General features: G+C 69.3%; 9 protein-coding genes and 2 pseudogenes. 3 read left to right on the plus strand and 8 right to left on the minus strand.

The features are described 5' to 3' along the window. Positions 1 to 290 (minus strand): annotated as a pseudogene (locus ABT171_RS36255) (hypothetical protein); the annotation flags it as partial. A 407-nt stretch (positions 291 to 697) separates the two neighbouring features. Between ABT171_RS36255 and ABT171_RS36260 the strand changes: the two are divergent. Beyond that, the gene (locus tag ABT171_RS36260; RefSeq protein ID WP_351250669.1) at positions 698 to 2272 is read left to right on the plus strand and encodes a YibE/F family protein; all 1575 of its coding nucleotides are present in this window, start codon (positions 698 to 700) and stop codon (positions 2270 to 2272) included. Positions 2273 to 2431: 159 nt separating this feature from the next. On the opposite strand, the gene ABT171_RS36265 is transcribed toward ABT171_RS36260, so the two are convergent. Continuing rightward, positions 2432 to 3328 carry a hypothetical protein gene (locus ABT171_RS36265; RefSeq protein ID WP_351250670.1) on the minus strand — a complete coding sequence of 299 codons (897 nt, stop codon included), beginning with the start codon at positions 3326 to 3328 and terminating at the stop codon, positions 2432 to 2434. 112 nt (positions 3329 to 3440) lie between these two features. Beyond that, positions 3441 to 3791: a hypothetical protein gene (locus ABT171_RS36270; RefSeq protein ID WP_351250671.1), complete on the minus strand. Its 351-nt coding sequence runs from the start codon at positions 3789 to 3791 to the stop codon at positions 3441 to 3443. A gap of 166 nt (positions 3792 to 3957) precedes the next feature. Between ABT171_RS36270 and ABT171_RS36275 the strand changes: the two genes are divergently transcribed. After that, positions 3958 to 6882 (plus strand): AfsR/SARP family transcriptional regulator, encoded by a 2925-nt coding sequence (locus ABT171_RS36275; protein WP_351250672.1) that lies wholly within the window; start codon positions 3958 to 3960, stop codon positions 6880 to 6882. Between the two features lie 19 nt (positions 6883 to 6901). On the opposite strand, the gene ABT171_RS36280 is transcribed toward ABT171_RS36275, so the two are convergent. From ABT171_RS36280 to ABT171_RS36290, 3 genes are read right to left on the minus strand one after another with little or no spacing between them, the layout of a single operon-like run. Then, entirely contained in the window at positions 6902 to 7873 is a 972-nt protein-coding gene (locus ABT171_RS36280; RefSeq protein WP_351250673.1) for an antibiotic biosynthesis monooxygenase, read from the minus strand. A gap of 6 nt (positions 7874 to 7879) precedes the next feature. Then, positions 7880 to 10597, minus strand: coding sequence for a molybdopterin-dependent oxidoreductase (locus ABT171_RS36285; RefSeq protein WP_351250674.1), 2718 nt, complete (start codon positions 10595 to 10597; stop codon positions 7880 to 7882). Next, the gene (locus ABT171_RS36290; RefSeq protein WP_351250675.1) at positions 10594 to 11421 is read right to left on the minus strand and encodes an FAD binding domain-containing protein; all 828 of its coding nucleotides are present in this window, start codon (positions 11419 to 11421) and stop codon (positions 10594 to 10596) included. The genes ABT171_RS36285 and ABT171_RS36290 overlap by 4 nt, the downstream gene beginning before the upstream one ends. Positions 11422 to 11792: 371 nt before the next feature. Here ABT171_RS36290 and ABT171_RS36295 point away from each other — a divergent pair, with 371 nt between their 5' ends. Then, entirely contained in the window at positions 11793 to 12467 is a 675-nt protein-coding gene (locus ABT171_RS36295; RefSeq protein WP_351250676.1) for a hypothetical protein, read from the plus strand. Between the two features lie 807 nt (positions 12468 to 13274). Here the strand turns inward: ABT171_RS36295 and ABT171_RS36300 are convergent. Both ABT171_RS36300 and ABT171_RS36305 read right to left on the minus strand, forming a co-directional pair. Beyond that, positions 13275 to 13937, minus strand: a complete 663-nt coding sequence (locus ABT171_RS36300) for a peptidylprolyl isomerase (RefSeq protein ID WP_351250677.1) — start codon at positions 13935 to 13937, stop codon at positions 13275 to 13277. A gap of 113 nt (positions 13938 to 14050) precedes the next feature. Further along, positions 14051 to 14131, minus strand: a pseudogene (locus tag ABT171_RS36305) (helix-turn-helix domain-containing protein); the annotation flags it as partial. Positions 14132 to 14161: the final 30 nt, after the last annotated feature.

Consider the following 14161-nt stretch of genomic DNA (forward strand, 5'->3'; position numbering starts at 1 on the left):
CGGCGCTGGGCGAAGCAGGACGCGTGCCCGGGCTCGGCGGTGGCGCACAGATGGGTCGTGGGGACCTTCTGTCCGGCCTTGCCGGTGGCGTGGTAAGTCTGCCGCTCGGGGGCGGTCAGCGCCTTGTTGTTCTGCGTGACCTTGGAGGTGTGCGGGTGGAGCGCGGCAGGCTGCGCGCCGGCCGTCGGTGCCGCGGTGAATCCGGCGACGGTGAGGGCGAGGGCGGGGAAGGCGACGGCGACGAGTCTTCGCAGACTCCGTCTCCGCCCGCTCGGGTGTGACTCACGCATGGGGTACTGCCTCCGTTGACGTGGGGTATCGCACTGGATGGGCAGGCCCGTGATTGCGCGTAGCGGCGGTGGAACCGCGCAGTCAGGAGCATGACACTCACAGCGCCCTGCCACACCGAGTGAGCGTGAGATGACAGGGTGCGGGGGGAACGTAGACCGGAACGGGTCGTACCGGGCAGTACCGGGCCGAATTCTTTGCTTCTCCATAGAATGCGGTTGGCCCCCTCATGGGGGCCGGCGCTTCCTGGGCAGGGGTGGGCCCAGAACTGGCCCTGGTGGGTTTCCCCCTTACATGCCACTTCGCGGCTCGGACTGAGACCACGGCACAGCCGTTCCCGTACTCTTCCTCAGAGCCGCCGCGCAGGACCGGCTCCGGAGGGGGCACGGACAACCGCGAGGGAGACGGCATGGGAACCGCTGACCGGCAGAGCGCCGGAGACTGGAACCGGGTCGGCGACCCGACCCGGCCCAGAGGTGATCGTGCGAGCGAGTACGGCCACGACTACGGGTACGGGCATCCTCCCGAGTCGATACCTCACCCCGGATACGGACCCGAGGCCGGCGCGGGCCACCTCCCCTCTCAGGCGACAGGCCACAGGCACACATCAGTGACCGGCGCCGGACATGGCCCCGGTGACAGCCCCGGAACAGGAGCCGACGGTCACGAACACGGGCACAGCCACAGTCACAGTCACGGGCCCGCCGCGCCGGTCTCCCGGCACCTGCGCAAGGTCATCGCGGCGATCCTGATCCCCTTCACCGCCGCGGTAGTGGTGGGGCTCATGGTGCTCTGGCCGGGTGGGGCGCCGCCGCACAAACGCACCGGTGTCGGCTTCGACCAGCAGACCCAGCAGGCGACGGTCACCAAAGTCGTCGAGGTGAGCTGCAAGTCGGTGAACGCCTCCGGCGAGACCCCGACCGGCGACACCTCCACCGCCGAGGGCAACTCGGCGCAGCAAGAGGCGAAGGGCACCTGCCACAAGGCCACGATCCGGGTCGACACCGGCAAGGACAAGGGCCGTACCTTCACCGAGATCGTGCAGCCCGACCAGGCGCGACAGCTGCACCAGGGCGAGAAGGTCGTAGCCGCATACGAACCCTCCGCACCCAGGGACCTGCAGTACTCAGTGGCGGACGTCAACCGTCGCTTCCCCATGGGCCTGCTGGCCGGAATCTTCGCACTCGCCGTCGTGGTCGTGGGCCGGCTGCGCGGCGTGATGGCGTTGATCGCGCTGGCCGTCAGCTTCCTGGTGCTGAACTTCTTCATCGTGCCCGCGGTCCTGCAGGGCTCGAATCCACTGCTCGTAGCGGTGGTCGGATCGAGTGCCATCATGCTGCTCGCGCTGTACATGTGCCACGGCCTGTCGGCCCGCACCTCGGTGGCGGTGCTCGGCACCCTGGTCTCGCTGGCACTGATCGGCATCCTGGGCTCGGCGTTCATCGGCTGGGCCGCCCTCACCGGCAACACGGACGACAGCACCGGCCTGATCCACGGCCTGTACCCGAAGCTCGACATGAGCGGCCTGCTGCTCGCCGGCGTCATCATCGGCTCCCTCGGCGTCCTCGACGACGTCACCGTGACCCAGACATCGGCCGTCTGGGAGCTGCACGAAGCCAACCCCACGATGGGCCGGCGCGGACTGTACAGGGCAGGTATCCGCATCGGTCGCGACCACATCGCCTCCGTGGTCAACACCCTGGTCCTCGCCTACGCCGGCGCCGCGCTGCCGCTGCTGCTCCTCTTCTCCATCGCCCAGAGCGGCGTCGGCACGGTGGCCAACAGCGAACTGGTCGCCGAGGAGATCGTGCGCACACTGGTGGGCTCGATCGGCCTGGTCGCCTCGGTCCCGGTCACCACGCTCCTCGCCGCGCTGGTCGTCTCGGCGGACCGGCCCGGTCCGCAGACGGACACGGCCACGGCGGGCGCGCCGGCTGCTGGCCGAGCACCTGCCGGCCGGGGCGGCCGTCGACGGAAGCGTTGAGACCGATCGTGTTCCCTCGGTCTCCGCCCTCGATCCACCCTTCCGGGTCTCAGGCGGGCGGCCGGTCCGGAACATGCGCAGTACGGCCCGTTCGGCGGGGCCCCGCGTGGCGGGGATGCCGTAGGCGCCTTCGTCGCCGAGCCCGGAGTCCCGGCAGAGTCAAGCTGAGCCGGCGCCTGTCAGTCGCGCGGCCGTGCGCAGCTGGTCGCCGAGTCGCCGCTTGAATTCGGCAAGTTGAGCCGTGTGCGTCTCGATGTACTGGCGGTCGTAGGCGATCTCAACGGCTACGGCGACGCCGACCAAGTTGGTAGACAGCTTGCACTCCACATCGGCTGTGGCAGTTGCGATCTCCTCTGATGTGTGAAGGGTCTGTCGACGGGGTGACCCGGCCGCGGACACTCTCCACTTCGGGCTGCTGTACGCCGCCCAGGGGTTGGGGTATGTGAACCCTTTGCCTTTCATGCAGGTCGCCCAGCGTGCGTTGACCGCCTTCATGTGTGGATCGTCCGGGGGAATCCTGGGGCCTCCCTCCGGAAGCGCTTCGGCGGTAGGCACCGGCGGTGGGCCTCCGATGGCCTCGATGCCCTGCTGACGGCATCCGCCGGCGGGGACCTTCTTGCCCTTGAACGTGGCCACAGTGGTTCCGGAGGCGTTCTGGCCGCGGAGCACACCCATCTCCGTCGTGGTGTAGGGCACCTCGTTGGACGTGTCGTCAGGAGTGCCGAGCTGGGTGTCGTACCCCTTGCTGCGGGCCGTGGAAAGGTCGAAGAAACCGTACAGGACAGTTCGTGCCTTGTTCTGCCGGGCGAAGCCGGCGAACCCTTCCATGATCGGCGGGTGATACGGCAGTCCGTAGCTGTGCATACAACGCGCCGACACCACGTCGGCGGCCTTCTGCAGCGCCAGGATCTGAGTCGCTGTCGGTATGTAGCCGTCGATCGGCAGACTGATGGCGTCGACCGAGGTGATGTCCGGGACCGGCCCCAATGCCGGCGCCGGCGGCCGGGGTGCCTGGCCCGAGCACCCCGCGGTCAGCAGGAGTGCTACCAGCCCCACGGCTGCTCTCCGCGTGTTTCTCATCTTGACTCGTCTCAGCAGGTCCCGAAACAGAGCACGTCCTGAACGCCGCTGCCGGCGGTCGCCCGAGGCTCCCGCCGGCAGCGATCCGCTACGGTATGTACTTGATGTGAACCCCGTACACGTTCCCCCAGCTCCCGTAGCGCACCTCGTAGTTGACGCTCATACCCGCGCTCAGGGGGACGCTGTGGTTGACCCCTTGCACGCTGATATCGGTCACGCTCCCGCTGTTTCCCGAGGTCGTCTGCCACACCTCTGAGATGTTCGCCCAGCCGTCACCGGCGCCGGCATAGCAGTAGTCGTGGGTGTGGCTCCACTCATGCAGGGTGTTGTTGTTGCAGCCGACGTTGGCGATCGCGCTGGCCGGAGTGGCTGCCGCGACGCCTGCCAGTACCGCTGCTCCGGCAAAGACGCCGGCGAGGAACTTCCTGCGCAAGTTCAAGACACTTCTCCTTCTGGATCCCGCGGGAGCATCCCGCCGCTCGGTGAGCCCCGCTACGGTGACGCTACGGACGCGGGTCCGTCGGTCGTCCTAGGTTCGTCCTAGCGCCAGGTCAGCCGGGGGGCGGCGGCAATCTTCACGTGCCGGGGGATACATGAGATTCGGCGTGCTGGGGCCGTTACACGCCCAGATCACCGGAGGCGAGGTCCGGTTGAACGGACCGCGGCAGGCCAAGATGCTGGCAGCGCTTCTGATCGACGCCAACAGCATCGTCGCCATGGAACGGCTCGTCGCCGTGATGTGGGACGGGGAAGCGCCCGCCACCGCGGTCCGTCAGGTCCAGGACGCGGTCTCCGGGCTGCGCCGCAACCTCGTCGCCTGCGGAGCGCCAGCCTCCCTGATCAGCACCCGCCGCGGCGGCTACGAGATCCACCTGACCCCGGACCAGCTCGACCTGCTGGAGTTCGACCGCGAGCGAGACCTCGCCGAACACCGTACGGCCCCGGACGAGACAGCCGCCACGTTGCGGCGGGCGCTGGCCTGCTGGCGCGGAGACGCCCTGACCGGCATCTCCAGCCAGGTCCTGGAGATCGATGCGGCACGGCTGAACGAGAGCCGCGTGGCCACGCACAAACAGTGCCTGGCCGTCGAACTCGGCCTGGGGCGTCATCAAGAGGTCATCGCCGAGCTGACCGCTCTGCTCGGCGAGCATCCCTACGACGAGCAAGTCGCCGAACACCTGATAGTCGCTCTCTACCGGTGTCGGCGACAAGGCGAGGCGCTGCAGGTGTACGAGCGGCTGCGCCGGACACTGGCCGGCGAACTCGGCGTGGATCCCACCCCTCCGCTCCAGGCGCTGCATCAGCGCATCCTCACCGCGGATCCCGCCCTGACGGCTCCGGTCCCGCCGAGCAGGCCCTTGGACATACCGGCGGAGAGCCCTTACGCGGCGGCCGCCGGGCCGGCCATGGCGATGCCCGTGCGTCAACTTCCCCTCGATGTCCCCGACTTCGTGGGCCGGGCCGAGGCACTGGCCGAGTTGGCCCGATTACTCGACGGGTCGGCGCCGAACCGGGCCCCGGTGGCCGTCATCGCGGGCGGTCCCGGAGTCGGCAAGTCCAGCCTGGTGACGCACGCCGCACGGCTGGCCAGCGCCGCCTTCCCCGACGGTCAGCTCTACCTCGACCTCGCGGCGACGTCGGACGAGCCGCGGGACCCGGGGCTGATGCTGGCCGAGGCACTGCGTGCGCTCTCGATCGCCGGCAGCGCGATCCCGAACGGCCTGTCCGAGCGGGCCGCGCTCTACCGGTCGTTGCTGGTGGACCGCCGCATGCTGGTGGTGCTGGACGATGCCGGTCACGCCGATCAGGTGCTGCCCCTGCTGCCCGCGGCCGACGGCTGCGCCGTTCTGATCACCAGCCGCACTCTGCTGACGCAGCTTCCCGGCGCCCGGCACATCGACCTGGACGTGCTGAGCCCGGCGGAAGCGCGAGAGTTGTTCACCGGCATTGTCGGGCGGCGGCGGGTCGAGCGGGAACCGGCGGAGGCCGACGCGATCCTCGCCTGCTGCGGCAACCTGCCGCTGGCGATCCGGATCGCCAGCGGCAAGCTCACGGGCCGCCCGGCCTGGTCGCTGCGGGTGCTGCGGGAACGGATCGAGGACGAGTCCCGGAGGCTGGCCGAGCTGAGGATCGGAGACCTCAGCGTGCGGGCCAGCGTCGAACTGAGCCTACGGCTGCTGCCCGCCGACGCGGTGCGGGCGCTGAGCCTGCTGGGTCTGCTCGGCGCCTACACCCTGCCCGGCTGGGTGGTCGGCCCGCTGCTGGACCGCTCGGACGCCGAGGAGGTGCTGGACACCCTCGTCGACGCCAGCCTAGTGCGGCTGACCGTCACCGACGCCCTCGGCCAGCCGCGCTACCGGCTGCACGACCTGATCAGGACCTGTGCCGTGGAGATCGCCGCCCCGCTGCCGACGGAGGACAAACGGGACGCGATCACCCGGGTGCTGTCCGTCTGGCTCGACCTGATCGGGCGCGGCACCGATCGGCTGCCGGCGGCCGGGCTGCTGGCAGCCGCACCCGGTTCGGCACCGCGCCGGTCGCTGCCCGACGCGGTCGTGGACCGGCTGATGGAGGACCCGGTCGGCTGGTTCGACGCGGAACGGGACAACCTGCTCGGCGTGGTGAAACTGGCCGTGGACTGGGGCCTGGACGAGTTGGCCTGGGAGCTGGCTGCCGGCACGGCGACCTACTACGACCACCGGTGTCTCTATCAGGACTGGCAGCACGGGCACCGGCTCGCGTTGGACGCGGCCGAGGCCGCCGGCAACGTGCGCGGCGCGTCGGTGCTGCTGCGCGGTCTTGGCCAGCTGCACATCTACCAGGACGAGTTCGATCGGGCCACCCGGGCCCTGGAGTCCTCCCTCAGGCTGTGCCAGGACGGTGGGGACAAGCGCGGCGAGGCGCTGTCGATGGCCATGCTGGGTACGGTCAGCCGGGTGCAGGGCCGTGACGACGAAGCCCTCGAACGTGTCGAGCACGCGCTGGCCATCGCGGCCGGTGAGGGCGACCGGCACATCGAAGCGCAGCTGTCCTGCTCCATGGCCGTGATGAAGCTCATGCAGGGTGATCTCGACGAAGCGGAGTTCTGGTTCGACGGGGCCTTGAGCCAGGCCAGGGCGCTGGGCGACGGGCATCGCGTGGCCGTGGTGCTGCGGCGGTTCAGCCGGCTGCACGATCGGCGCGGTGATCCGGACGAGGCGCTGCGCTGCCTGGGGCAGGCGTTGGCCGCCTTCGAGGAACTGGCCGACGAGCGGTGCGCCGCGTACACACTGCTGGAGGTCGGCCGCGTGTACGCCGGTCGACACGACCGGGACCGGGCGAGCCCGGCGTTGGAGCGCGCGGCGGGCCTGTTCCACCGGCACGGCGACCGCCAGGACGAGGCCACGTGCTGGCAGCTGATCGGCGACCTGGACGCCGCCGCCGGCGCTCACGACCTGGCGCGCCGGCACCGGGAGCGGGCGCTGCGGCTGTGGCAGGTGATCGGCGACATCAACCAGACGAAGGCTCCGGCGCGACCGTCGTCGCCGTGACGTCCTTCGCGATCGCCGGTCAGGGCAGCGTCCAGAACCGGACTGTGACGAGGTAGAAGACGACGGCCCAGAAGGCCATCGCCACCACGACGACACCGAGACCTCGGAGGCCGGCCCGTACGGGTTCGTCCGGCGATGGCCGCAGCCATCGCCCGAGCAGCGGGTTCACGTAGTAGGGCATGATCAGGAAGCTCATGAGGAAACTCGACAGCAGGTTGCCCACGAGCAGGCCGATCCAGAGCGGCATGTGCAGCGGGGACAGGGCGAGCGTCAGCAGTACGACCGTCGGGTACAGTCCGACCCAGACGGCGAGGGAGGTCCTGGTCCCGGAGGGCGGCGGCGGTGGCTCCTTGCCGTTTCCCTCGAAGGCGAACCAACTGCCGAACGAGTTGTCGATCGTACGCAGTCCGAAGTCGCTGAAGCTCTCGCCCGCTGCCAGGATCTCCTGCCGTTGGGGCGACGTCAGCCAGGCATCGAGGTGCTCGGCGCTGTCGTAGCGGTACAGCGTGGTCCATTCCTCCTGGAGTCCCTCGATGGGGCGGAAGAGCTCGGTCCCGCGAAACCCCTCGAACTTGCTCTCCTCCTGGACCATGCGCTGCTGCCAGGCGAGGAAGTCGTCGACGTGGCCCGGGGCGACGCGGTGCGTGACCACCACGGTGACCAGCGGATCCGGTGACCGGGTGCCGCTGCTGACCACCTGCTGGGTCGCCGGACCGTCGAAGTACTTGGCGCCGGCGTCGAGATACGTCTGCCGGGTCGCGCTGTTGAGCCACGCCTGCAGATGCGCCACGGAGTCGAACCGGTACACGACCACCCAGTCGGGTTGCAGCGGTGTCGGCGGGGAGACCTCGGCGCCCAGGAATCCGGGGTAGCGGGCGGCCGCGGCGTTGAGGTCCCGCTGCCACGACTCGAATTCCCGTTCCGTCCCGGGCAGGACCTTCTGGCCGATGATCGCCGTCGCCGCGGCGGCTGTGTTCCTTTCGGGGTTCATGGCGGCTCAGCCTGCCGGCACCGACTGCTCCGCGGGGAGCCGGCCGCAGATGCGTTCCGGAGTCAGCGGCAGCGCACGGTAGCGGACGCCCGTGGCGTCATGCACCGCGTTCGCGAGCGCTGGGGCCACCGGGTTGATACAGCACTCGGCCATCCCTTTCGCCCGCATGGGTCCCACCGAATCCGCCGAGCCCACCAGGAGGACCTCGGTACGGGGGACGTCGGCGTAGGCGGGGATGCGGTAGTTGCGGAGGTTCGGGTTGACCATGACGCCCTTTTCGTCGACGTGATGGTTCTCGGTCAGCGCGAAGCCGATTCCCTGGGCGACACCGCCCTCCACCTGTCCCCGGACCTGCGCCGGGTTGATGATCACCCCGGCGTCCGCCGCCTGCACGCTGTACAGGATCCGTATCTCACCCGTCACGCGGTGCACGGCGACCCGGAATCCCTGCGTGTTGGAGGTGACGCTCCGGGGCGAGCCGTAGGCCTTGCGTGCGGCGGTGAAACGGATTCCACGTATCCGGGCCAGCGCGACAAGCTCGGCCAGCGACACCCTCCGATCCCCGCAGACGACACCGTCGTCGTCCATCGTGCACAGCACGACGTGGACGCCTGTGTGCGCCGCGGCGAATGCCAGGATGCGGTCGCGTACGGCACTGGCCGCCCGCAGGACCGCGTTGCCCGCCACGAAGAGGCCCGCGCTCGCAAAGGCACCGGTGTCGAATCCCGTGCGGTCGGTGTCGGACTGCACCAGACGGATCCGCGACGGCGTCGTGCCCAGCTGGCCGGCCGCGATCTGGACATGGGCCGTGGAGGTCCCCTCTCCGAACTCGACGGTGCCGACGGCCAGTTCGTAGATGAGATCGTCGCCCAGCGTGACCCAGGCCTCGGAGAGGTGTTCCGTCGGGGGCGCGGTCTCGTGCAGGGAGCTCGCCACGCCGGCTCCGACGAGCCACTCGGGGCCGGGAGGCGGCCGGTCGGCGGTGCGGGCCAGGGCGTCGCCCACCAGGTCGATGCACTCGGCGAGTCCGTCCTCGGTGAAGAGCACGTCGTCGGGGCCCTCGTGCAGGGCGACCAGGGGCTCCCCCGGCCGCACGATGTTGCGCCGGCGCAGTTCCAGCGGGTCGAGGTGAAGGGCGCGGGCCAGTTCGTCCATCGCCGACTCCACGGCGAACGCCGGCTGCGTCATCCCGTAGCCGCGCAGCGCCCCGCTCGGCACGGTGTTCGTGTAGACGGAGTACGCGTCGTACTTCTTGTTGGGGCAGCGGTAGATCATGACGGCGGCTCCGCCCGCGTACAGCGTTTCGCCGCCGTGGTTGCCGTAGGCGCCGGTGTTCGACACGTTGCGCACCTGGCACGCGGTGAGCGTTCCGTCGGCCTTCGCGCCGAGCTTGACCGTCAGGGTCATCGGATGCCGCGGCGAGGCCGTGGTGAACTCCTCCTCACGGGTGTACTCGAGACAGGTGGGCCGCCCGGTGTCGAGGGTGGCGAGCGCGACCAGGTCCTCCGCGATCACCTCCTGCTTGCCGCCGAATCCGCCGCCGACGCGCGTGCAGAAGACCCTCACCTGGTCCGGGCGCAGCGCGAACAGGTACTCCAGTTTGACCTTCGCGATCGACGGTGACTGCGAACTGGTGCGCACGTTCAACCGGCCGTTCTCCATCCAGGCGATCGAACCGTGGGTCTCCAGATGTGCGTGCTGCACCCGCGGTGAGAAGTACGTGCCTTCGTGGATCACGTCGGCCGCGGCGAATCCCGCGTCGACGTCACCGATGTGCGAGTGGAGTTCGAGCAGGATGTTGTGGCCGGGGTCGCGGACGAACGGATCGTCGGAGCCGTGCAGCTGGGGTGCGCCGTCGGCCATCGCCGCTTCCGGGTCGAACACCGCCGGCAGCACCTCGTACTCGACCGCGAGACGGCGACAGCCCTCCTCGGCCGCCCCGACCGTGTCGGCCAGGACCACGGCGACGCGCTGCCCGGCGAAGCGCACCGTGTCGTCGAGGATGTAGGTGTCGTCCGGGTCGACCAGGTGGTCGGTGTGGATCGCCGTGGTGAAGCGTCTGCGGGGTACGTCTTCCCAGGTGTAGACCCGGTGCACGCCGGGCACCGCGAGGGCGGCGCTCTTGTCGACCGAGAGGATCCGGGCATGCGCGTGGGGTGAGTGCAGCACCTTGAGGTGCAGCATGCCGTCGATATGCGTGTCCATGGTGAACTCGGCGTGACCCGTCACCACGTCGTGGCCCGCGGGCGCGCCGACGCTCGTCCCGACGGCCTTGCCCGGTGCGGCCGTCTCCACCGCACTGACGCCCTTCACGGCGTCCTCGATCGCCCGGTATCCGGTACAGCGGCAGAGGTTGCCCTTCAGCGCCCGTGGCAGATCCGCTTTCTGGTCCTCGGTGAAAGCGGCCGACGTCATGATCATCCCAGCGGTGCAGAAACCGCACTGGAACCCCGGCGCGTCCTCGAACCGTCGCTGCATGGGATGCGGGGCCCCGGGCCGTCCGAGGCCCTCGATCGTGGTCACCTCGCGGCCCTCCGCGCGGAACGCGGGGGTGATGCAGCTGTGTACCGGCACGCGGTCCAGCCACACCGTGCAGGCGCCGCAGTCGCCCGCGTCGCACCCCTTCTTGACGCCGAAGTGGCCGAGTTCGCGCAGGAAGGTCCGCAGGCACTGACCGGGCGCCGGTTCCCGGTCGGATGCCTTGCCGTTCACGAGGTAGTTCATGCCAGGTCCCCAGCCGTGAGTTCGCGGCGGATCTCTTCGGCGAAGTGCCGTGTCAGATGCCGGCGGTGTTCAGGGGTCCCGTTGGCGTCGGCGAACCAGACGTCCGCCGGCACGGCGTCGATGCTCTGCCGCAGGGTTCGGGCATCGGTCAGGGAGTCGAAGGCGATGCGGAGCGGACGCGTGGTGCCGGCGGTGACGGTGAGTGTCAGGTCGTTCGCTCCCAGCCGTTGTGTGCCGACGAGGAACACCGTCGAACGGCCGAGCCGGGTCAGTGCGAAGCGACGGTGCGCGGTGCGTTTGCGCAGCGCGTGCTCCGGAATGATGACGCGCCGGAGAATCTCCCCGGGGGCGAGAACGTTGCGGTGGTCGCCCGTGACGAAGTCGAGGGCGTCGAGACAGCGCACGGAGCCGTCGGGCGCCCACAGCTCGTACCGCGCCTCCAGCGCGACCGTCAACGTGATCATCGGGCCGGCGGGCAAGGACATGCAGATGTTTCCGCCGACGGTCGCCGCGTTCCAGACCTTGAACGAGGACAGGAATGCCTCACAGCTTTTACGGAAGAGGATTCCGGCTGTCCATGCCTCCGGCGAGGGGAAGGCGTACAGGTCGCGAATGGTGCATGTGGCGCTGATCTCCAGGCCCTCGTCGGTCGGGACAAGGGGCTCCCACCGCAACGCCGTGAGGTCGATCAGCCGTCGCAGGTCCGGCTGCTCCGTGGAATAGAGCCATGTTCCGCCTGCGAGCCAGGCGTCGCCCTCGCGCCAGTCCCTACCTGGCCGCTCGGACGGCCGCCGGACTACTTCGGTGATGGTGTTCAGGTCCATGAAAACCGACCTACGGGAGAGCGGACCTAGCGGGAAGGCAATTGCCCTTCTGGCACTGTTTGTGTGGATTTCACAGCTTATCGCAGCACATGGACGAGAACCCGAGAGTGGGGCAACTGGAAGTAGCCGATGGAACGCGGACCGTAGCGGCGCCCATCGGGCGGCCAGGACGCCATGCGGCCGCGGAGGCGAAGCGGGTTCCGCCGATCACTTACAGGCAGAAGGTCGCCCACGGCTGGGATTTCGTCAACTGGTGGTGTAGATAGATCAGTTGTTGCGTCACTTGGATCGCAACAGGCGGCGATCGCGGTAACTTCAGTCACTCATCCTGTGATCGCCGACCCCCCTCATGCACAGCGAAAGGCACATGTATGGCGAACAACCGCAGGATGCGCTACGGCGGACGGATGCTGGCGCTCTCAGCGGCTGCCGTGGGCATGGTCGCGGCGATAACCGTTCCGGCCTCGGCCGATGACCAGCCCACCCGGGCACAGCTCATAGCCGACTGCGACTCGGGTGAAGGAAAGTGCACCTTCAACGACCCGCAGTTGGGACAGGCGTATCTCGGGGACTTCCACCGGGTCTCCGACTCGCTCTACAACTGCAGTACGTCGTCCGCCACTCAGTCGATGACCTGGTCCGACACGGTCGGTTCCACGGACTCGGCGGGCGTATCCGTGACCGCCGGCGGCAAGATCGCCGGAATCATCGACCTGAGTGTGACGGCGACTTACAGTCACACCTGGTCGAGCACGCACTCGGAGACCAGCTCCGTCAACATGACGGTGAAGCCCGGTGAAGTCGGCTGGCTCTCCCGTGCGCAGGTGATGCAGACCGTCTCCGGCACATGGCAGACCCATTACGACGACCGGAAGTGGGGTCACTACTTCTGGTTCGTCCCCGACGTCATCACCGGGCCCGCCCCGAACGGGACGGACGGCCGGAGCAACGCGGTGGTCGTCAAGTCCAGGAAGATGACGGCCGAGGAGAAGCGGTCCTGCTCCAGCCGCTCCGGTAGGTCCAGGACGTTCGTCGTACGGGGCTGATCCACCGATCGTGCGCCTGGCTGCCTCACGTTCCGTACACCCGCGAGGCAGCCGGGGGTACGCGCGGCCGCCGGCCCGGTACGTGCCGACGCCGGGCCGGGGCACTGCGTCCGGGAGCGCGGCCCGGACCGTCAAGCGGCTCCGCCGACCGCAGCCGGTGTCGGCCCGCCGCGATCGAGAAGCCGAGGACGAGGCCGTGCTGGGTGGCGTGTGCCGAGGTCAGCGCGACGCCGCGGGGCAGGCCGGTGACGGCCGGGGTCCGGGGCGCGAGCTCGTCCCGCCACCGGAGGCCCCGGAGCGGGCCGCGAGGTCGTCGACCGTCACGCTGCGGCAGAGCGCTGACGGTCCTGGGCGTGATGGTGAGCGCGTCCGCGGTCGTGGACACCTCGGCTCGCACGATGACCGGCAGTCCGAAGCGGCCGACGTTCCCGCTCAGGAGCAGGGCACCGTCCTGAGCGCCGGGTCACCTGGTCGTATCCGACCGTGGCGGTGCCGGTGCCGCCGACGCCGCCGCCACCCGTGGTGACGTCCTTCAGCCGGACGGACACGTCCATGGCGGTGTGCTGAGGGAGTGCGCCCTTGACGCTGACCTCGATGTCGCCGACGTCCCCGGCGAGGGTCCGAAGTCCCAGTCGTCACAAAGATCGGCCGCTGTGGCGCGCAGCGCGCGACCGGGCCGACGGTCTACAGCACTGCTCACCACCCATCAGGTCGCCGACTACGGCGACAAGGTCCCACTCGTACGACGCCGACCATGCCCGGGACGGACGAAACTTCCGGCAGGGACAGGGCCGGCGCAGGACCGTACTACCTGCTCTTGATTTGTACGCGCTTGATGTTCACCGGCAGCGTCGGAAAGCCGTCTCCCGGCCCGTTCTGGTCGTCCTCGCCGCCCACTGCGATCTTCTGGAGCACGTCGAGGCCCGCGGTGACCTTGCCGAACGGCGTGTAGGCGGGCGAGAGCTTGGTGTCCTTCCAGACGAAGAAGAACTGGCTTCCGTTGGTGTTGGGCCCAGCGTTGGCCATCGCCACCGTCCCGGCAGGATAGGCCGCCCCGGTCAGGTTCTCGTCGGGGAAGGAGTAACCGGGTCCGCCGCTCCCGGTACCGGTCGGGTCGCCGCACTGGAGCACGTAGATGCGCGCGGTGGTGAGCCGGTGGCAGTGTGAGTGGTCGAAATAGTCGCGCTGGGCGAGGAACTTGAAGGAGTACGTGGTGCAGGGAGCCTTGTCGGTCAGTGCCCGGAAGGTGATCGGGCCCTGGCCGGTGCGCAGTGTCGCGCTGTACGGCTTGGCGGCCTTCACCGGGTCGAAGACCGGTATCCCCTTGAAGTTGTCTGCGGGAACGGCCGGCGTGTAGGTGCAGGCGGCCGACGCCGCGGCAGGGGGCGGATTGCCGGCCGCGGCCTGCGTCGCGGTGCCGAGGAGGAGCAGGGCGGAGGCGGCGAGCAGGGCGCTTGGCTTACGGAGCACGAGACGCTTCCCTTCGGGTCAGCACCGTACGGGTGTGTCATGGCCGCCTCATCCTGCCCGCTCCTCGGTCCGAGGGAAACCCCTGCTCCATGCACCGTCAACTTGGGCGGGATCCTGAGTACCGCCAGGTTGGCGGGCGTGACACCCACGCGGTCCGCGAGCCCGCCCACGGACATCTTCCGCCTGGCCGGCATCACGTCGATGACGACGTCCACGTACCGGAA

Origin of the sequence: Streptomyces sp. NPDC001851 (assembly GCF_040297165.1) — a bacterium.
GTDB lineage: Bacteria > Actinomycetota > Actinomycetes > Streptomycetales > Streptomycetaceae > Streptomyces.